We start from the raw sequence: 19,590 nt of genomic DNA, 5'->3' as shown, positions 1-19,590 counted from the left end.
GGCGCCCGGGGGCGGGCGGCGGCCCGGGCCGGCCGGGTCAGGCCTCGGGCTCGAAGTCCTTGGGCTTCTCCCCGGTGACCATGTAGACGAGGTTGTCCGCGACGTGCACGGCGTGGTCGCCGAACCGCTCGTAGAAGCGGCCGGCCAGGGTCACGTCCATGGTCGCCTCGACGCCGTGCTCCCAGCTCGGGTCGAGGATGCGGCGGAGCAGCTTGCGCCGCAGCTTGTCCATCCGGTCGTCGTCGGCGTCGAGCTCCAGGGCGGTCTCGGCGTCCCGGTTGGCCACCACCTCGCCGGCCTTGATCACCAGCAGCTCCGCCTGGTGCCCCATCTCCAGGACGATGGAGCGCAGCTCCGCGGGGATGGCCGAGTCCGGGTGGCGGCGGCGGGCGATCTTGGCGATGTGCACCGCGTGGTCGCCCATCCGCTCCAGGTCGCCCGCCATGTGCAGCGAGGTGATGATGGCGCGCAGGTCGGTGGCGACCGGCTGCTGCCGGGCCATCAGGTCGAACGCGCTCACCTCGATCTCCTCGTCCAGGCGGTTGATCTCCTCGTCACCGGAGATCACCTCCTGGGCGGCGGAGAGGTCCGCGTCGAGCAGCGCCGTCGTCGCACGGGCGATGGCGTGCCGGGCCAGCCTGGTCATCTCGATCAGGCGGTCGCTGAGGGCGTCGAGCTCCTCGTGGTAGGTGTCGCGCATGGTCTCAATCGTCCCAGCTGGTCATTGAAGGAATCCGTAAGTGTCGGTGAATATTCGCGGAACCTCGGTTGTAACACATGGTCAAAGGGGTAGCGGCGACCTCCGTCCGCTTACGATCGAACTGTGCAAGGCGAAATCCTGACCATGGTCGCCGCCCTCGCCGGCCTGGCGATCGGGCTCGGCGCCGGGCTGGCGATCCCGTGGGGCCGCCGCCGCCGATCCCCCGTTCCCCCGTCCCCTCCCTCCACCGAGCTGCCCGCGGGCACCGCCGAGGTGCTCGCCGCCCTGCCCTCCTCCGCCGTCGTCCTGGACCCGGCCGACCGGGTGCTGCGGGCCAGCTCCGCGGCGCGCGCCTACGGCATCGTCCGGGGTGACGAGATGGTCATCGGCGACCTGCTCGCGCTCGCCCGGCAGGTGCGCCGGGACGGCGTGATCCGGGAGACCGAGATCGAGGTGGAGATGCGCCGGTTCGGCCCGGACGCCGCCACCTTCGCGGTGCGGGTCGCCCCGCTCGGCGGCACCGGCCTGGTGCTGGTGCTCGCCGAGGACCAGACCGAGCGGCTCCGGGTGGACGCGGTCCGCCGCGACTTCGTCGCCAACATCAGCCACGAGCTCAAGACCCCGGTCGGGGCGCTGTCGCTGCTCGCCGAGACGATCGCCGACGCCAGCGACGACCCGGACGCGGTCCGCCGGTTCACCGGCCGGATGCAGCAGGAGGCCTCCCGGCTCACCCACGTGATCCAGGACCTGATCACCCTCTCCCGGATCCAGGGGGCCGAGCCGATGGCCGAGCCCACCGAGGTCGACGTGGACGAGGTGATCGAGGAGGCCCTGGACACGGTGCGCACCGCCGCCGACGCCAAGGGCATCGAGCTGGCCTCCGGCGGGACCTCGGAGCTGGTCGTGATGGGCGACGAGGGGCTGCTCGCCACCGCGCTGCGCAACCTGGTCTCCAACGCGGTGGCCTACAGCCCGCAGCGGACCCGGGTGTCGGTGAGCGCCGAGGCGACCGAGCAGGCCGTCGAGATCAGCGTGGCCGACCAGGGCATCGGCATCCCGCCGCAGGACCTGGAGCGGGTCTTCGAGCGGTTCTACCGGGTGGACGCGGCGCGCAGCCGGGCCACCGGCGGCACCGGCCTGGGACTGGCCATCGTGAAGCACATCATGACGCACCACCGCGGTGAAGTGACCGTGTGGAGCAAGGAGGGGTCCGGCTCGACGTTCACCCTGCGCCTGCCCCTCAGCGAAGGGGCGGAGGGCGACGAGGGCGACGGGCCGTCCCCGAGCACCAGCACCGCCGGCGACGGCGGCCCTCCCCCCAACGAACGACCCAAGCCGATCGGGAGGCAGCGAAAGTGACGCGCGTACTCGTCGTCGAGGACGAGGAATCCTACAGCGACGCCTTGTCGTACATGCTCCGCAAGGAAGGTTTCGAGGTCAACGTCGCGGAAACGGGCACCGTCGCCCTGGAGCAGTTCGACCGGACCGGGGCCGACCTGGTCCTGCTCGACCTGATGCTCCCCGGGCTCTCCGGCACCGAGGTCTGCCGGACCCTGCGGCAGAAGTCGAACGTGCCGGTGATCATGCTCACCGCCAAGGACAGCGAGATCGACAAGGTCGTCGGCCTGGAGCTGGGCGCGGACGACTACGTCACCAAGCCGTTCTCGTCCCGGGAGCTGGTGGCGCGGATCCGCGCCGTGCTGCGCCGCCAGGGCGAGGAGGGCGACGCCGTGCTCCCCTCCGCGCTGGAGGCCGGGCCGGTCCGGATGGACGTGGAGCGGCACGTGGTGACCGTCCGCAGCGAGCAGGTCCAGCTCCCCCTCAAGGAGTTCGAGCTGCTGGAGGTGCTGCTGCGCAACGCCGGGCGGGTGCTGACCCGGATGCAGCTCATCGACCGGGTCTGGGGCGCCGACTACGTGGGCGACACCAAGACCCTGGACGTGCACGTCAAGCGGTTGCGGGCGAAGATCGAGAGCGACCCCGGGGCGCCGCGGTTCATCGTCACCGTGCGCGGCCTGGGCTACAAGTTCGAGCCCGGCGAGGAGTAGCGGCCGCGCCGCCCTGCCCGGCGCCCCGGCCCCGCCCCTCGGGGAGGGCCGGGGCCGCCGCCGTGCCCGGGGTCAGACCTCCAGCAGGACGGTGAACGGCCCGTCGTTGGTCAGCCCGACCGACATCTTCGCGCCGAACACCCCGGTCTCCACGTGCGCGCCGAGACCGCGCAGCTCCTTGACCACGGTGTCGACCAGCGGTTCGGCCACCGGCCCGGGGGCCGCCGCCTGCCAGGTGGGGCGGCGCCCCTTGCGCGCGTCCCCGTACAGGGTGAACTGGCTGACCACCAGCAGCGGTGCGCCGGCGTCGGCGCAGGAGCGCTCCCCCTCCAGGATGCGCAGCCGCCACATCTTCTCCGCCAGCCGGCGCGCCTGCGCGCCGGTGTCGTCGTGGGCGACCCCGACCAGGGCCAGCAGGCCCTCCCCGGGGATCGACCCGACGACCTCTCCGCCGACGGTGACCGACGCCCCGTCGACGCGCTGCAGTACCGCCCGCATGGGCCCGTCTCCTTCCGTCCGGCCGCGCCCGCCGGTCAGCCCAGGGCGCGGAGCTGGCGGGCGCTGGAGATCACGCCGGCCAGGGTGAGCACGAACGCCCTGATCGACTCGGCGAAGTCCTCGACCTGCCATTCGTCGGGTCCTTCGTACCAGGGCAGCCGGTTGTTCGCGGTCTCCTCGGTGGCGCCGGCGGCGGCCAGCACCGTGGCCCACCGGTCCACGTTGTCGAAGATGATCGCGTAGGGCAGGTAGCGGGAGAACAGGTCGACCCGGCGGCCCTCGGGCACGTGCTCGGCCTCGGCGCTCATCAGGAACGCCCGGAAGCCCAGGGTGTGCGCGAGGACGCTGCTGCCCTTGGCGGTCCGGGCCGGCATGTACTGGGCGCCCACGGTCAGCGCGGCGCCGGCGATGACCACCGCCAGCCCGGTGAACGCGGCCTGGGTGAAGGCGGCGAGCAGCACGGTGAGCAGCACGCCGCCGACGGTGAGGCCGATGCCGGCGCTGGCCCAGCCGTTCCGCTCCACGTTGGGCCGGTTGGCGAACCACCGGAGCCGGACCATGTCGCGGTAGAGCTCGTCGCGGACGCCGCCCAGCCGCTGGGCGAAGCCGCCGCGGCGCAGCTGGGAGAGGCGGACCCGCACCCGGCGGTCGAACAGCGCGTCGATCAGCATCCGCTCGTAGGGCAGCAGCTCCTCGTCGGCGGGCGGGACGCGCTTGCTGAGCATCCAGTCCACCGAGGCGCCGCTCTCGTGCGGCAGCTCCTCGATGGTGAAGTGGCCGCGCACCGCCAGGTCGACCACGGTGCCGGCGATGTCCACCACGTCGGCCTGGCCGTCGATGAGGGTGCCGATCTGGCCCGGGTGCACCCCGTCCGGCGGGCGGAAGCGCAGGCCGTCGTCGGGGCCGGCCTCCAGCGGGGCGTTGGAGGCCGCGCCGGACTCGGTGCGCAGCGCCCGCTCGTCCTGGCCGCGCAGCCGGATCAGCGCGATGAGGCCGCCGATCAGGCCGAGCAGCAGCAGCCCGAAGACCGAGGCGGTCTTGGGGGTGATGGCGAAGGCCGAGGTGAGCGACCAGGTGCGGTCCAGGACCGGGTCGGCCGAGGCGGTGCCCTCGGGGTAGGCGACGACGATGGAGAGCCGCTCCCCCGGCGCCATGTCGGCCTGGAGGAAGCGCGCCACGAGCCCCTCGTGCCCGCCCATGTCGGAGGAGGTGCAGTAGATCGAGCTGCGCGGCACCCCGGCCGAGCAGGACAGGGCGCGCGGCGGCTGCGGGGCGTCCACCCGGACCGTGGTCTCGGCCACCCGCTCGCTGTACCCGGCGATCGGCGACCACTCCAGTTCGACGCCGTCGGCGGTCTGCTCCATGGCCCCGGTCACCGTGTAGTCCAGCACCACGGTCTCGGCCTCGCCGCGCTCCAGCACGAGGTCGACCATGCCGTCGTACTCCTCGGTGCGGACCGGGACCCCGGCGCCGCCGGCGGCCTGCGCGGAGATGCCGGAGACCCGGTAGAGGCGGTCGTGGTCGGCGTCGTAGGGCTCCCGGGCGAGCAGTGTGCGGGTGAATTCGGCCGCACCGCCCCCGCCGAAGGCGAGGGTCTCCTCGACGTGCAGCACGCCGCGCTGGTCCAGCAGCACGTTCACGTCGTTGGTGATGCCGTCGCTCTCGCCGCCCTGCGGGACGGTGTGCGTCTCCGGGGCGGTGTCCGGGATCGCGTCGGGGGCGGTCCCGGGCCCCTGGTCCGCGGCGGCCGCGGGGGCGCCGGCCAGCGCCAGGGGGGCCGCGAGCGCGGCGCACAGCGCCGCCGCGCGCACGCGGGTCGGGGCGGTGCGCGCCGCGAAGCGCGCAGCGGCCGCCCGGGCCGTCGCAGCGGTGCGCACCGGTTCACCTCGTTCGTCTCGTCGCCGGTCGACGTCGGGGGTGAGCTTATCCGCTCCGGCGGCGCGCCCTCTCGGACCGGTGCCGGCCGCGCACCCGTGCACCGGAACACCCCCATACCCGCCATAATCGTCAAGGGCCGAAGGTCAGTGGTTCCGATCGGGATCCGAAGGAGGTGGGCCGGCCCCATGCGCGACTGGGCTTCCCGTTTTCCGAGCAGGGACCGGGCGAGAGGAGCGGGCGGCGCCGCCGCCCGCCTCGGTGCGCCGCGCGCGCTGCGCGGGGACCGCCCTCGGCCGAGCGCCGCGGTGACCCTGGTGCTGCTCACCGGCCTGGCCGCGGTCGGCCTGGCCGGTTTCATGACCTTCTCCGCGCTGTTCGGCGGGGGGAGCCCGGCCGCCGCGTCGCAGGGCCCCGGCACCGCGCCGACGCCGGACCCGGCCGGCGACGCCTCGGTGCTCACCGCCAACCCGCTCTACGCCACCGGGGAGATGACCGAGGTCACCTGCCCGGCGCCGGAGGTGGACGTGGAGGACGAGGCCTCGATGGAGGCGTTCCTGCACGAGATCACCGACTGCCTGGACAAGGCGTGGAGCGAGCAGTTCGCCGAGGGCGGCATGGAGTTCGAGCGGCCCAACCGGATCTTCTGGTACGCCTCCGGGCAGAGCCCGTGCGGCAACTTCCCCACCGAGGGCACCGCCGCCTTCTACTGCCAGGCCAACAAGGGCCTCTACCTGGGCGTGGAGGACATCGTGGCCAACTCCAACGAGACCGAGCACCCGGAGGCCTACACCTTCCTGCTCAGCCACGAGTACGGCCACCACGTGCAGGGCGAGGCGGGGATCCTCGGCTACTTCCACACCGAGCGCGGCTCGCTCTCCGACCCCGGGGAGCGGAGCCTGCTCACCCGCCGCAGCGAGCTGCAGGCCAACTGCCTGGGCGGCACCTTCCTCGGGTCGGTGGAGGACAGCCTCCCGGTCGGCTCGGAGGAGGAGGCGAATATCCTCGAAGACGCCGAGCGCCGGGGCGACTTCGACCCCGAGAAGCGGACGCACGGCTCTCCGGAGAACGGGGCCATGTGGACCGCGCACGGCATGGACCGCGGCGACCCGGCCGCGTGCAACACCTGGAGTGCGGGCGAGAACGTGGTCGGCTGAGGCGGATCGGGGGAGCGTGGAGCGGGGGATCGGCGCAGGGGCACGGCGGCCCCGCAGGGGGCGCGGCGCGCTTTACGCGGCGCTGGCCGCGCTCGTCGTCGCGCTCACCGTGCTGCTGTGGACCGCGGTCGGCCCGGGCGGCGCGGTGCCTCCCGGGACCCCGGACACCGACGCCGACGCGGCGGGCGCGCCGGCCGGCGCGCAGCGGCCCAGCGGCCGGGACGCTCTGGTGGACAACCCGCTGTACCGGACCGGGCGGCTCTCTCCGCTGCCCTGTCCGACGTCCCCGCTCGACGTGGAGGACCCGGGGTCGGTCGAGCGGTTCCTGGACACCCTGGCCGACTGCCTCGACTACGCCTGGCAGGCCCAGTTCGCCAAGGCGGAGCTGCCCTACCGGCCGCCGTCCCGGGTCTTCTGGGAGGAGCCGGGGACCAGCCCCTGCCGGGACTACCCCTCCGAGGCCGGGGCCTTCTACTGCCGGACCAGCACCAGCATCTACATCGGCACCGAGGACGTGGTGCGCAAGTGGAAGGGCGAGCCCAACGGGGTGGTGTACGCCTCGCTGCTCGCCCACGAGTACGCCCACCACGTGCAGGGCGAGTCCGGGCTGCTGGAGTACTACCACCGGCGCCGCGGCGACGAGGAGGACCGCGGCGCGCAGAACGCCTGGACCCGCCGGGCCGAGCTGCAGGCCAACTGCCTCGCCGGGGTGTTCCTCGGCTCGATCCGGGTCTCCTACGGCCTCACCTCCGAGGACGCCGACCTGATGCTGGAGGACGCCGAGGCGACCGCCGACCGCCCCGGCGGCCCGGAGGCCGACCGCACGCACGGTTCGGCCCGCAACAGCCGGACATGGCTGCGGCACGGCTTCGAGGAGCAGACCCCGGGCGCCTGCAACACCTGGGCGGCCGGCACCGACCTGGTGTCCTGACCCCCGCCCCTGAGCTTGTTCTTCAACCTCGGGGGCGGCCGGGGCATCGAGGCGGCCGATGGGTGGACGTGGCCTGTGATCGCCGCCCGCACCCGGCTTCGCCCGGCCCGCCCCGCGAAGTGCCCGTTCCGCGCCGGCGCACCCCTGCCTCTCGCGTTGGTCTTGGAGTTGCGGGCCTATCAGGGCGCCCTGATGGGCCCGCGACTCCAAGACCAACGGGGAAGGGGCGGCGGCGGGCCGAGAGGGGCGGGGCGGCGGCGCTCCCGGGAGATCCGCCCGGGGCCCGTTCCTTCCGCGGGCCTGCGTGCGACAATCCCTGCCATGCCGGACGTTCGGGTGGTGGAGCTGCGGATCCACGGGGTGAGCGGCGGGCAGGCCGAGGAGCTGCTCGATGTGGAACCGGCGATGCGGGTGGGGGGCGACCGGCTCTCCGGGTTCTTCCGCCGCCGCCGCGCCGCCGACACCGAGGTGGTGCCGGGCGTCCCCCGGGAGATCTTCGCCTGGGGCAACCTGACCTCGGGGCGGGCGTCCCGCGCCCTGTGGCTGCTGCTCCTCCCGTTCATGCTGGTCAACATCGCCTACTGGATGCGGCCGGGGGAGCCGGGCGACCGCCCGCCGGGGTCGAGGGCGCACCTCGTCGCCGACTCCGTGTACGGGTCGGCGGTGCGGCTGCTCGCGCTCTGCCTGACCGTGCTGCTGACGCTGGCCGCGGCCGGGATCGGGATGGACCTGGTGGGCTGGCAGTGCGCCGGGTACTACGGGGCGCGCTGCGCCGAGCTCCGCCCGCTGCTCGGGGTGGTGTCGGCGCCCGGCGGGCTGCTGGCCGAACCGGGCCGCGCCGTGCTGGCCGGGGCGGTGCTGCCGCTGGCGGTGGTGGCGCTGCTGTGGCGGCTCTCCCGGCGCACCTCCGGCATCTACGAGGCGGAGGCCGACGGCGCGGCCCCCGCGCCGTCCGGCAGCGCGACGCTGAGCAGCCCGGAGTTCTGGCAGAACAGCCTGGTGATGGGGCGGCTCCGGTCGGCGCACATCGCGGTGGCCGTGGGCACGGTGGCGCTGCTGCTGACCGCCCCGGCGCTGGGGTACGACCGGGGCGGCGCCGGCGGCCCGCTGCACGCCGCGGGCACCGCGGTGGCGGCGGGGGCCGCGCTGGCGGTCGCCGCCTCGGCGCTGATGGTGCTGGTGCCGGGGACGGCGCGGCGCTGGAACGACCGCGCCGACGCGGTGTGCGCGCGGCTGCGCGACACCTCGCTGCTGCTGCTGGCGGCCGCCGCCGGGTACCTGCTGTGGCCGCGCCCGGACTGGGAGGCCCAGGGGCGGCTGCCCGGCCTGGCGCCCGCGCTCAACTCGCTGCTCGCGCTGGAGTGCGCGCTGCTGCTGGTGCTGTTCGGCGCGGCCGCGGTGCTGTACCGGCGGACCCCCGGCGGGGGCGGCGCGGCGATGCGGGGCATGGCCGGTCCGGCGGCGACCGCGGTCGGGCTGCTGCTGGGCGGGGTGTTCACCGCCGCCGTCGTCTACCAGAGCGCCGGGCTGCTCGGCGGCTGCTACTACCCCGGCGCCGAGCGGGCCGGCTGCCTGCCGCTGCACGTGCCCGGCGCCTACCACTGGCTCCAGCTGGCCTTCGCGATGGAGGCGGTGATCGCGTCGGCGGTGGCGGCGGTGCTCGCGGCGCGGCTGCGGCGGCGCCGGAGCGCCGAGGCCGAGGCGGTGGCCGCGCTGTACGGCCGGCCCCGCCAGGCGCGGCGCACCCGGGAGATCGCCGCGGCCCGCGCCCGCGGAGGGCTGACCGAGGCCCTGCCGGCCTGCCTGGCCGCGTTCCTGGTGCCCGGCGGGGCGCTGATGGTGCTGGTGGCGGTGGCGCTGGGCACCGGCCGGCTCACCGCCGCCCCGGACGGCCCGCCGGGCGGCCCGGCCGCCTTCGCGGGCGGGGCGACCGAGTGGGTGCAGGGCGCGCTCTCCTTCGGCGTGACGGCCGGCTCCTGGCTGGGCGGGCTGATGCTGGCCGCGCTGGTGCTGGTCGGGCAGAGCGCCTACCGGAACCGGCCGGTGCGCCAGGCGGTCGGCGTGCTGTGGGACATCGGCACGTTCTGGCCGCGCGCCGCGCACCCGCTGGCCCCGCCGTCCTACGCCGAGCGGGCCGTCCCGCAGCTGGTGGCGCGGGTGACGCGGGAGGCCGACGAGGGGCGGGCGGTGCTGCTCTCCGGCCACTCGCAGGGGTCGGTGCTGGCGGCGGCGACGGTGTGGCAGCTCCCGCCGCGCTGCCGGCCGCGGGTCGCGCTGATCACCCACGGCTCCCCGCTGCACCGGCTCTACGCGCGGTACTTCCCGGCGCACTTCGGCCCGGCGGCCCTGGCCGACGTGGAGCGCCGGGTGGCGCACTGGCGGAACCTCTGGCGGTGCACCGACGCGATCGGGGGGCCGGTGCACACCGCTCCGGGCGGCGGGGGGACGGTGGCCTTCGCCGACCCGCTGCCCGACCCGCGCAGCTACGACGTGCCCCCGGGCGAGGCCCTCCACCCGGAGGTGCTGGGCCACTCCTTCTACGTGCTCGACCCGGCCTACGCCGCGGCGGCCGAGCGCGCGGTCCGGGTGCTGCTACCAGGGACCGTAGGGGCCGTCGCTGCGGCCGACGCCGCGCACGGCCGGCCGCACGTCGAGGATGAAGATGAGCGCCGCGACCAGGGCGAGGAAGGTGAATATCCCGCTTCCGCTCAGCGCGGCCAGGAGTGACAGGCCGGTGCCGACGCCGAGGATCGCCACCCACATCCCCTTGGTCTGCTTGTCCATCGCGGGGAACGCCTGCGAAGGCGTGCGCACCGCTTCGACCAGGGCGAACAGTGACGTCACGAAGATGGCGATGTAGATGGCCTGCCAGATCAAACCCATAACCGAGACCCCGCACTCGTAGCGCCGTAACCGTGACCGCCGGCCCGAAGCCGCCGGTCCCAGGGTAAACGCGCGGAGCGCCGGATTCGTGCCCGGGCGGCGCGGCCGCTCCCCGGGGCCGGGCCGCGCCTCAGACCGGGACGTGCCAGAGCAGGACGGTGACCGCCATCAGCAGGGCGGCGCCGCAGAGCACCGCGGCGCTCTGCGCGCGGGTCAGCGCGCGGGCGGGGCTGAGCAGCCGCTTCACCCGGGCCAGCACCTCGGTCTGCTCGGAGGTGGCGGCCAGCGCCCCGACCGGGGTGTGCGCGTTGTTGGCGCCGAACCGCATCAGCGCGGTGGCGAGCTCCTTGGGCGGGCGCTCCCGGCGCGCCTGGTCGTCGGCGCACATCTCGATGAGCAGCGCCACGGTGCGGTAGTAGCCCTCCATGAGCCGCACCCGGGGGAAGGCCCGCTTCAGCGAGGAGAACGGGAGCAGCACCAGGTCGTGCCGCTGGCGCAGGTGCGCGTGCTCGTGCGCGATGACCGCGGCCAGCTCCCGCTCGTCCAGCACCTTCAGCGCGCCGGCGCTGATCACCACCTCGGAGCGGAGCACCCCGGGCAGGCAGTAGGCGGCGGCCGCCGGGTGGTCCAGGATGCGCGCGCCGGGCACGCCCGGGTCGTCCCGGCCGACCAGTTCCAGCAGGTCGTGGTGGCGGCGCCGGGTCCGCACCACCTGGACGAAGGAGGCGGTCAGGCCGCAGAACAGCACCAGGGTGAGGCCGAGGGCGAACAGGATCGCGGCGACCTGCACCGGTGCGAACGGGCTCTCCGCGGCGCCGGTGAGGTAGAAGCCGTGCGCGGACGCGTCGCCGACCAGGGCGAGCAGCCCGCCGAACACGCCCTGCCCGTAGACGGACAGGCCGAAGGCGAGCAGCGCGCCGATGGTGGAGACCCCCCAGGCGAGTCCGAGCGCCTGCCAGGCGATGACCGCCACATAGGGGCCGCGGTAGGGCCAGGACGCACGTCGCAGGCGTGCCGCGGCCGCGAAGCAACCGATCGCGATCGCGGCGAGCAGAGCGGCACTGACCATCGGGCTACGTCCTTGGCTCGTCGATTTCCCCCAGGACGCGGCGGAGCGCCTCGGCCTCGTCGTCGCTCATGGAGCGGACGAAGGCCGCGAGTGCCGCGTCGCGGTCTCCGGTCTGCCCGAGCGCGTCGAACATCAGCTCGGATACGTAGGACTCCCGGCTGGCCGCCGGACGGTACCTCCACGCTCGACCTTCACGAGCCCGATCGACGACGCCCTTCTTGGCCAGGCGGTCGAGGACCGTCATGACGGTCGTGTGCGCGAGATCGCGCTCATGCAGGGCGCGCCCCACCTCGCGGACCGTCATTGGCTCGCTTCGCTGCCACAGTACCTCCATAACCGCGCGTTCAAGGTCGCCGAGCCGATTCATGGACATGAGTCTACGCCCGGTAGTACTACACCCTGTGGCACCCCCGGGTTAGCTTCCGGTTCCCTTGCAGGGCAGAGGGTCCGGCGGGGGCTCCCCGCGGGGCGGAGCCGCCCGGCGGGCCCCGGATCGGGGCTCCGGCGGGGGCGGCGCCCGGGCGGTCAGCGCGGCCGGGCCGCGCCCCCGCGCGTCCGCCCGCCGGCCGGCCCGGTCCCGCTGGAGGCCGCGGGTCGCGTCGGCGGGGGTGCGGCCTCCCTCTTTCCGCGGAAGGGAGAGCGCGCCGGGGGTCCGATGGCCCATCCGGGCGGCGCCGCCCGCGGGCGGAAGAGGAAAGTCGAAGGAGGCGGGCGGATGGACGTGTCGCCGGTGCAGGGCGACATCACCGAGGAGCGGGGGGACGCGGTGGTGAACGCGGCCGACTCCGGCCTGCTGGGCGGCGGCGGGGTGGACGGGGCGATCCACCGCGGCGGCGGGCCGGAGATCCTGGCGGGGCGCCGGCGGCTGCGCGCCTCCTCCTAACGGGCGCGGCCTGCCGGCGGGCCGGGCGGTGGCCACGACCGCCGGACGGCCGCCGGCCCGCCGGGTGACCCACACCGTCGGCCCGGTGTACAGCGCCGAACAGGATCACTCCGAGGCGCCGGCCTCCTGACCACCGGTCCCCCTGGCGGTCGCCGAGGAGCCGGGCGCGCGCAGCGCGGCCTTCCCCGCCGTCTCCACCGGGGTCCACCGGTGGCCGCCGGAGTCCGCGGCCCGGATCGCGGTGCGCAAGGTGCGCGCGCACCCGGCGGCCTCCGTCCGCGAGGTGCGGTCCGCGCTGTTCACCGCGGACGCCTGCGCCGCCTTCCAGGAGGCACTGGAGCAGCCCTGACAGGATGCGGTCGACCGACTACACTTTGCGAGATCCCGCCTCTCCGCTCCTCGGGCGGCACGCGCGCCGCCCCCGCCCGGGGGGCCGCACCGCGGGACCCGTCCCATCCGTCCCGGACCATAGGATCGCGGTGTGTTCAGCTCGCTTTCCCGCAGGGCCACCGTCCTGGTGTCGTCCTCGCTCGTCGTGGCCGCCGCGGCCACCCTGGCCGCGATGCAGGACGCGAACCGGCCGACCGAGGCCGCCCCGCAGGCCGGCGCCGAGAGCGTGCCGAACGGCGGCCCGGCCGGCCGCGGCCCGGCGGCCGCCGGGGTGCACCCGCGCCCGGGCTCCGTCGCCGTGTGCGACCAGCCCGGCGAGGACGAGGTGGTCCGCGTCCCCGACGCCGCCGCCCCGGAGGGCGGCCGCCCGATCTGGGTGCACCGGCCGCCCGGCCCGGACAGCGCCGACCTGCCCGTGCTCTACCTGCTGCACGGCTCCACCGGGACGCACCGCGACATCATCGACTCCGGCGTCGGCGAGGCGATGGACGAGCAGATGTGCCGCACCGGCGTCGAGTTCGTCATCGCCGCGCCGTTCGGCCAGGAGGTCGGCGGCGCCGACACCGAGTGGGGCGACGCGGTCGACGACGACTACAAGATCGAGACCTTCGTCACCGAGAAGGCGATCGAGGCCGTCGAGGGCGAGGACCGCCGCCCCCGGGAGCTCCGCGCCATCGGCGGGTTCTCCATGGGCGGCTACGGCGCGGCCGCCATCCCGCTGCGCCACCCCGACCTGTACTCGCAGGCGGTCAGCTGGGCCGGCTACTTCAAGGTGGACGACCCCAGCGGCACCTTCGGCCGGGACACCGACGCGCACGCGCCCGACCGGCTCCTCGGCGACCCCGACGTGCGCGACATCCGGTTCATGCTGATCGAGGGCACCGAGGACCGCACGCCGCTGCAGGAGGGCAGCATCCACGGCGAGGCGGAGCGGTTCGCGAAGCTCCTCCGCGAGCACGACATGTCGGTGCGGACGCTCTTCCCGTCCGGCGGCCACACCTACTCCGCGTGGAAGCCCACCTACCCCGAGGCCGTGGCGTTCCTCACCGAGGGCTGGTCGGCCGGCCCCGCCCCGGCCGCGGACTGACCCCGCCGCGCCCCGGGAGGGCGCTGCGGCCACCCCGGTCCCCGGCCCTCCCCGCGCCCCCGCCATGATCGGGAACACGCCGTGTTCCCTCCCTGTTGTGCGGAGGGGTTCCGCGGAGCGCGGGACAAGGAGCGGGAAGGGGACGACGACCAGTGGAGCCGGACATGCCGGAGCCGCGCGGCGGGGCCGAGGGCCTCCGCGTGGCCATGCTGAGCATGCACACCTCCCCCCTCGACCAGCCGGGAACCGGCGACGCGGGCGGTATGAACGTCTACATCGTCGAGGTGGCCCGGCGGCTGGCCGAGCGCGGCGCCGCCGTCGACGTCTTCACCCGCGCGACCCGCCCCGGTCAGCCGCCCGCGGTGGAACTCGCCCCGGGCGCCACCGTGCGGCACATCGCGGCCGGCCCCTACGGGCCGCTGGACAAGGTCGGGCTGGCCCGCTACCTGTGCCCGTTCACCTTCGGCGTGCTGCGCACCGAGGCCGGGCACGGCCCCGGCCACTACGACCTGGTGCACGGCCACTACTGGCTCTCCGGGCGGGCCGGGATGGCCGTCGCGCAGCGCTGGGGCGTGCCGCTGGTGCAGTCGATGCACACCCTGGCCCGGGTGAAGAACCACGCGCTGGCCGAGGGCGACGCCCCCGAACCGGAGCTGCGGGTCCGCGGCGAGGACCAGCTGGTCCGCCAGGCCGACCTGCTGGTCGCCAACACCGACGACGAGGCCCGCCAGCTCGATCGGCACTACGGCGCCGACCCGGCGCGGGTGGGGATCGTCCCGCCCGGCGTCGACCTGGACGTGTTCACCCCCGGTTCGCGCGTCGAGGCGCTGCGCCGGATCGGCCTGCCCGACGACGCCGAGCTGCTGCTCTTCGTCGGCCGGGTGCAGCGGCTCAAGGCCCCCGACGTGCTGCTGCGCGCCGCGGCCCTGCTGCTGGAGAAGGACCCCTCGCTCCGCGGCCGGCTGGTGGTGGCGGTGGTCGGCGGGCTGTCCGGGAGCGCCGACGAGCCGCGCCGCCTCTCCGAGCTGGCCCGGTCGCTGGGGATCGCGGGCCTCGTCCGGCTGGAGCCGCCGGCCCCCCGCGCCGAGCTGGCCGACTACTACCGGGCGGCCGCGGCGACCGTGGTCCCCTCGCACTCGGAGTCCTTCGGGCTGGTGGCGGTGGAGTCGCAGGCCTGCGGCACGCCGGTGGTGGCGGCGCGGGTCGGCGGGCTGCCCACCGCGGTGCACGACGGCGCCTCGGGGGTGCTGATCGACGGGCACGACCCGCTCGACTACGCCCGCGCCCTGCACGAGGTCATCCGGAAGCCCCGGCTGCGCGCCGCGATGGGCGAGGCGGGCATCGCGCACGCCGCCGGGCTGAGCTGGTCGGCCACGGCCGACGGGCTGCTCGGCGCCTACCGCGGGCTGGTGTCGGAGGGCTCCGGCGCGGAGCCGCTGGCCGAGGTGCGCGCCTGTTGAGCGCGCCCGGGCGCGCACCGGCGGAACCGGCACGGCACCATGGGGGCATGACGTTGGCGACTGACCCGACCGAGCGGCCGGACGGCGGACCGCGCGCGGACGCCCTGCCGGACGGCCCGCGCGCCGCCGCGGCGGCGGCCATCGAGGCGGCCCTGGCCGAGGCCGGGGTGGAGTACGAGCGGCCCCGCCCGAGCGCGTTCCTGGCGACGCTCCCCGGGCAGCGGAAGCTCAAGACCCTGGTCTGGCTGGACGTGGGCGAGCACAGCCTGCTGGTCAAGTCGTTCTTCTGCCGCCGCCCGGACGAGAACGAGGGCGGCTTCTACCGCTGGCTGCTGCAGAAGAACGAGACCGCCTACGGGATGGCGTTCTCCGCCGACGACGTCGGCGACGTCTACATCACCGGCCGGCTGCCGCTGCCCGCGATCGACCCGGACGAGGTCGACCGGGTGCTCGGCTGCGTGCTCACCTACTCCGACGAGAACTTCAACACCGCCCTCGAGCTGGGCTTCGCCTCCTCCATCCGGAAGGAGTGGGAGTGGCGTGAGAAGGGCGGCTACAGCCTGCGCAACCTGGAGTCCTTCCGGCACCTGGTGGAGTCGGCCCGGGACGGCGCCGCCGAGGACTGACCCACGCCCCCTCCCTCCCCTTGATCTCGGCGCCGCTGCCGTCTCAACCGGCTTGCCGTCAAGCGCCCGTTGCGACGAGGAACCCGGAGAAGGTCGAGGGACATAAGGTGCCCCACCGAGCGCGGCGTCCCACGGAGCGGGGGTTCAAGCGGGCAGCGACGGCGGCGGGGGCGACCGGCCAGTCGGTCAGGCGCGGCACCTCGCGGAGCAGGGGTTCAAACCGGCGGCAACGGCAGCGGTAGGGGCGGAGCGGAGGCGGTCGCCCGAGCGCGGCGCCCCGCAGAGCGGGGGTTCAAGCAAGCAGCGAAGGCGGCGGTGGGGACCGGCCAGTCGGTCAGGCGCGGCACCTCGCGGAGCAGGGGTTCAAACCGGCGGCGAGGGCAGGAGGGAGCCGGGCGCCGCGTTCACTCCCCGGCCCGCACCCACCAGGGTGGCCATATCCCCTATGCCGGGTTTGCGGCGGAGAGCGGGCGGGAGCGGGAGCGCCCTGCGCACCTCTGCGGCACCCCGATTACATCTACCAGCGAGTAGTAAGCCCCGAAGCCCCCAGCACCCCCGCGCCGATTACCCAGAGTGGCCAAACGGGGCTTCCCAGGAGAATAAAAGCGACATCCCGCCCCCGCGCCTCCCCTCCCCGGCTTCCGGCCCCCTACTTCCCTGCCTTCCGGGCGGCTCGAACCCCTCACCACCGGCCCGATCAGGGCCGTTCAGGCCCCCAGAGGCCCGATCCGGGCCGGGATGCGCGCCCGGGAATCACCGGGGTGCTCTCGCGATGCGCAGGGCACCCCACACCGCCATCACCCTGCGTATTCACCCAGGCCAGAGGGGTGTGGCGGTTTCAGAGGCAGCCGACCTCGCCGCCAGAGCAACGCGGGAACGACACCCCCGCCGCCCTCTGCCCGCCCCGACCCGCCCCACCCGCCCTGCCGCACCCGACCGACCAGCCGGTGCCCACCGCCGCCTTCGCTGCTGGCTTGAACCCCGACCCCGGGGGCCCGACACTCGGGCGACGCCTGGCACCCGCCCCTTCCTCTGCCGTCGCCGCCTGCTTGAACCGTCACTCCGTGGGGCGCCGCGCCTAACCGACCGGCCGGCCCCCTTCCGCCGTCGCCGCCGGCTTGAACCCCCGCCCCGTGGGGCGCCGCGCCCGACCGACCAGTCGGCCCCCTCCCGTCCCCTCCCCTCCTCTGGTGTGCGGTGTTGCAGCAGCCACTGGAGACCACCCGGCTTTGAGACGGCAACGACGCCAAGATCAACGCCGGGCGGCGCGGGCCGAGTGAGGGCGGGCGCCGCTCTCCTCCCTGCGCCGAGTCGCTAGGCTGGCCGCCATGGGGAAGCTCGTACTGCTGCGACACGGCGAAAGTGTCTGGAATGCCGAAGGACTGTTCACCGGCTGGGTGGACGTCGACCTCTCCGAGACCGGCGAGGCCGAGGCGCGCAAGGGCGGTGAGCTGCTTCGGAACGCTGGGATCCGGCCCGACTCGGTGCACACCTCGCTGCTGCGGCGCGCCATCCGCACCGCGAACATCGCGCTGGACGCCGCGGATCTGCACTGGCTTCCGGTGCAGCGCACCTGGCGGCTGAACGAGCGCCACTACGGCGCGCTCCAGGGCAAGAACAAGGCGCAGACGCGCGAGGAGTACGGCGATGAGCAGTTCATGGTCTGGCGCCGGTCGTACGACACCCCGCCGCCGCCGATCGCCGACGGCGACACCTACTCCCAGGTCGGCGAGGCCCGCTACGCAGACCTTCCGCCGGAGCTGATGCCGCGCACCGAGTGCCTGGCCGACGTGGTCGACCGGATGCTGCCCTACTGGTACGACGCCATCGTCCCGGAGCTGGCCGCGGGCCGCACCGTGCTGGTCGCGGCGCACGGCAACTCGCTGCGCGCGCTGGTCAAGCACCTGGACAAGATCGGTACCGACGCCATCACCGGGCTGAACATCCCGACCGGCATCCCGCTGGTCTACGAGCTCAACGACGACTTCACCCCGCGCAAGACCGGCGGCGAATACCTCGACCCGGAGGCCGCCAAGGCCGCCATCGAGGCGGTCAAGAACCAGGGCAAGAAGTAGCCCCGCCCCGCATCCGCCCCGGCCCGCCGCGCTTCGCGCGGCGGGCCTTCTCCGTTTCAGGGGCGGTCAGCCCAGCAGGTCGCGCCCGTCATGGGCACGCACGGCGGGCGGACCGGAGGCGAGGGCATCGAGGATCCGGCAGGCATAGGCCGGCGCCATCCGCGCCCGGACCTCGTCGGGGGTGAGCCACCGGACGTCCACCGCCTCCGCGGAGACCCAAGCGCCCCCGGCTCTCCGCGGCCGACGTGATCGGTGTCGGCCGAGGTCGTGTCCACGCCCCACAGCAGGCACCACCACCCGAACCGCCGCCCCGTTCTGCCGTGCTCTCATCGACCGGGCATTTTCTGGGCACGAGCACTGGGCATTTTCTGGGCATCGTGTTTCACTGGTCGCATGCCCCATGAGCCCCCCAGGGCCGACGGCGAGCTCTTGCGCTCGTCCTTGGCTTCGTTACTCCGCAAGGGCCTTCCGGTGCCGCCGGGGACCGACCCCGATCTACTGTCATTGCGCGCCGTCCTGGTGCGCGCGGCCGACCCCGCCGACGCCGCATCCCGCACCGCTGCGCTGAACACGGTTCTCCGCGGACTGCTGGCGCGCTTCGACGATGCGCGGTACGCCGAGTCGGCGCGCGCCCTGTTCGGCCTTCCCCCGGGAGAGCCGGGAACCACGCTCACCAGGCGGCGCGAAGCCGCAGCGAAGGCGTGCGGGCACGACGTCGACCACTTCCGCAAGCGCGTCGAGCCCAAGCTCGTCGAACGGCTCGCGTGGATGCTGTGGCAAGACTCCGAACAGTTCCGCGCGATGCCGGCCGCAGCCCCCCGGCTCACCCGGGCCTCGAAGGACATGCCGAGCCTTCCGGCCGATGTGTTCGCCTGGGAGCTCGCCGAGCACGAAACCCAGCTCTCGCGCGTATGGGCCTCGATCTACGCCCTCCGCGCCGAGCTGCTGACCCTCGGCCGTATGGCCGCGATGGGCGCCGGTCGGCAAGAGATCATCCGGCAGTCGGTCACCGCGGCGTGGCGATACGGCGTCCTGCGCGCCGATGTCGGCGACTACTTCGACGCCTATCCCTCCGGCGGGTTCGGTGCGCTCGCCGACGCCTCGGCCGACGACCTGGTCGCGCTCGCCGGATGGACACCGCCCCTGGGCGCCGACGACATCGACAAGCTCACCCGCGCCGGAAGAGACCGCCGCGACCGCGACGGCTTCGTCGCCGCCATGCGTGCCGAGGTCGCCCTCGGCGACGCCTGGTCGGCCCCGTGGCTCGACCGGCGCACCACCACCGACAAGGACCCGGCATCATGACCACTTCCCAGACCGACCGGCTTGCCGCGGCGATCGAAGCCGCCAAGACCCAGCCGCCGCGGCGGTTCGTCATCACCGGTGGCCCCTCGGCCGGCAAGGACGACGTGATAGCCGAGCTGATCCGCCACGGCATCCCGTGCATGGAGAGCGAGCCCGGGCGCGCGATCTACCGCAAGCACCGCCAGCGCCTCGGCCGGCACCTGCGCGCCGAAGACCGGCGCGAGTACGCCGCTGAGGTGCTCGACGCCTTCGTCTCCGAGTTCGAAGGCCACAAGCACGGGTTCCGCTTCTACAACCGCGGTATTCCGGACTCCTACGGGTGGGAGCGGTTCTTCGGTCTGTCGCCGACCCCCCAGCTCGAAGAGGCGAACCGGATCTACCGGTACGACACGGTGTTCGTGCTCGACCCCCTCGACACCTTCGAAGACCCCGACGACATCGTGTGGGCCAAGGAACGCGAGATCCGCCGCGTTCACGAGCTGATCGTTCAGGGCTACTACGACGCCGGGTACGAACCGACCTTCGTCCCCGCCGAATCGGCCGAGCACCGGGTCGACTTCATCCTCGCGAACGTGCGCATACCCAAGCCCCAGAGGTGACACC

General features: G+C 74.4%; 17 protein-coding genes and 1 pseudogene. 11 read left to right on the top strand and 7 right to left on the bottom strand.

The genetic code is table 11. The features are described from left to right. Window positions 1–37 precede the first annotated feature (37 nt). On the bottom strand, window positions 38–700 hold the full coding sequence (gene phoU / locus J0910_RS04760; RefSeq protein WP_420157292.1) for a phosphate signaling complex protein PhoU: 663 nt from the start codon (window positions 698–700) through the stop codon (window positions 38–40). Between the two features lie 144 nt (window positions 701–844). Between phoU and J0910_RS04755 the strand changes: the two genes are divergently transcribed. Together J0910_RS04755 and J0910_RS04750 are read left to right on the top strand one after the other, a co-directional pair. After that, window positions 845–2,059 (top strand): sensor histidine kinase, encoded by a 1,215-nt coding sequence (locus tag J0910_RS04755; RefSeq protein WP_420161887.1) that lies wholly within the window; start codon window positions 845–847, stop codon window positions 2,057–2,059. Continuing rightward, the gene (locus tag J0910_RS04750; RefSeq protein WP_420157291.1) at window positions 2,056–2,748 is read left to right on the top strand and encodes a response regulator; all 693 of its coding nucleotides are present in this window, start codon (window positions 2,056–2,058) and stop codon (window positions 2,746–2,748) included. The genes J0910_RS04755 and J0910_RS04750 overlap by 4 nt, the downstream gene beginning before the upstream one ends. Window positions 2,749–2,820: 72 nt before the next feature. On the opposite strand, the gene dtd is transcribed toward J0910_RS04750, so the two are convergent. Both dtd and J0910_RS04740 read right to left on the bottom strand, forming a co-directional pair. Beyond that, window positions 2,821–3,246, bottom strand: coding sequence for a D-aminoacyl-tRNA deacylase (gene dtd / locus J0910_RS04745; RefSeq protein WP_420157290.1), 426 nt, complete (start codon window positions 3,244–3,246; stop codon window positions 2,821–2,823). 35 nt (window positions 3,247–3,281) lie between these two features. Continuing rightward, window positions 3,282–5,057: a DUF2207 domain-containing protein gene (locus J0910_RS04740; RefSeq protein WP_420161886.1), complete on the bottom strand. Its 1,776-nt coding sequence runs from the start codon at window positions 5,055–5,057 to the stop codon at window positions 3,282–3,284. 252 nt (window positions 5,058–5,309) lie between these two features. On the opposite strand from J0910_RS04740, the gene J0910_RS04735 reads away from it, so the two are divergent. Both J0910_RS04735 and J0910_RS04730 read left to right on the top strand, forming a co-directional pair. Continuing rightward, the gene (locus J0910_RS04735; protein WP_420157289.1) at window positions 5,310–6,278 is read left to right on the top strand and encodes a neutral zinc metallopeptidase; all 969 of its coding nucleotides are present in this window, start codon (window positions 5,310–5,312) and stop codon (window positions 6,276–6,278) included. Window positions 6,279–6,294: 16 nt separating this feature from the next. Then, window positions 6,295–7,209: a neutral zinc metallopeptidase gene (locus tag J0910_RS04730; RefSeq protein ID WP_420157288.1), complete on the top strand. Its 915-nt coding sequence runs from the start codon at window positions 6,295–6,297 to the stop codon at window positions 7,207–7,209. Window positions 7,210–9,801: 2,592 nt separating this feature from the next. Here J0910_RS04730 and J0910_RS04725 read toward each other — a convergent pair. The 3 genes from J0910_RS04725 to J0910_RS04715 form a co-directional block, all read right to left on the bottom strand. Beyond that, complete coding sequence (locus J0910_RS04725) at window positions 9,802–10,092, bottom strand: DUF2516 family protein (RefSeq protein ID WP_420157287.1); 291 nt, start codon at window positions 10,090–10,092, stop codon at window positions 9,802–9,804. A gap of 130 nt (window positions 10,093–10,222) precedes the next feature. After that, on the bottom strand, window positions 10,223–11,161 hold the full coding sequence (locus J0910_RS04720) for a M56 family metallopeptidase (protein ID WP_420157286.1): 939 nt from the start codon (window positions 11,159–11,161) through the stop codon (window positions 10,223–10,225). A 4-nt stretch (window positions 11,162–11,165) separates the two neighbouring features. Then, on the bottom strand, window positions 11,166–11,528 hold the full coding sequence (locus J0910_RS04715) for a BlaI/MecI/CopY family transcriptional regulator (protein WP_420157285.1): 363 nt from the start codon (window positions 11,526–11,528) through the stop codon (window positions 11,166–11,168). 348 nt (window positions 11,529–11,876) lie between these two features. On the opposite strand from J0910_RS04715, the pseudogene J0910_RS04710 reads away from it, so the two are divergent. The 5 genes and pseudogenes from J0910_RS04710 (at window position 11,877) to J0910_RS04690 (ending at window position 17,682) form a co-directional block, all read left to right on the top strand. Further along, a pseudogene (locus J0910_RS04710) lies at window positions 11,877–12,393 on the top strand (O-acetyl-ADP-ribose deacetylase). Between the two features lie 132 nt (window positions 12,394–12,525). Beyond that, window positions 12,526–13,521 (top strand): alpha/beta hydrolase, encoded by a 996-nt coding sequence (locus tag J0910_RS04705; protein WP_420157284.1) that lies wholly within the window; start codon window positions 12,526–12,528, stop codon window positions 13,519–13,521. Between the two features lie 164 nt (window positions 13,522–13,685). After that, on the top strand, window positions 13,686–14,981 hold the full coding sequence (gene mshA, locus J0910_RS04700) for a D-inositol-3-phosphate glycosyltransferase (protein WP_420157283.1): 1,296 nt from the start codon (window positions 13,686–13,688) through the stop codon (window positions 14,979–14,981). Between the two features lie 47 nt (window positions 14,982–15,028). Next, entirely contained in the window at window positions 15,029–15,607 is a 579-nt protein-coding gene (locus J0910_RS04695) for a YbjN domain-containing protein (protein ID WP_420157282.1), read from the top strand. 1,328 nt (window positions 15,608–16,935) lie between these two features. Further along, window positions 16,936–17,682: a phosphoglyceromutase gene (locus tag J0910_RS04690; protein WP_420157281.1), complete on the top strand. Its 747-nt coding sequence runs from the start codon at window positions 16,936–16,938 to the stop codon at window positions 17,680–17,682. 66 nt (window positions 17,683–17,748) lie between these two features. On the opposite strand, the gene J0910_RS04685 is transcribed toward J0910_RS04690, so the two are convergent. Continuing rightward, complete coding sequence (locus J0910_RS04685; RefSeq protein WP_420157280.1) at window positions 17,749–17,883, bottom strand: hypothetical protein; 135 nt, start codon at window positions 17,881–17,883, stop codon at window positions 17,749–17,751. A 240-nt stretch (window positions 17,884–18,123) separates the two neighbouring features. Between J0910_RS04685 and J0910_RS04680 the strand changes: the two genes are divergently transcribed. After that, the gene (locus J0910_RS04680) at window positions 18,124–18,987 is read left to right on the top strand and encodes a hypothetical protein (RefSeq protein ID WP_420157279.1); all 864 of its coding nucleotides are present in this window, start codon (window positions 18,124–18,126) and stop codon (window positions 18,985–18,987) included. Then, on the top strand, window positions 18,984–19,586 hold the full coding sequence (locus tag J0910_RS04675) for an AAA family ATPase (protein WP_420157278.1): 603 nt from the start codon (window positions 18,984–18,986) through the stop codon (window positions 19,584–19,586). Before J0910_RS04680 ends, J0910_RS04675 begins: the two co-directional genes overlap by 4 nt. Window positions 19,587–19,590: the final 4 nt, after the last annotated feature.

The organism is Nocardiopsis oceanisediminis, assembly GCF_048595525.1.
GTDB lineage: Bacteria > Actinomycetota > Actinomycetes > Streptosporangiales > Streptosporangiaceae > Nocardiopsis_A > Nocardiopsis_A oceanisediminis.
The sequence above is the reverse complement of the archived record's forward strand: the minus strand, read 5'-3'. Positions and strand labels throughout refer to the sequence as shown.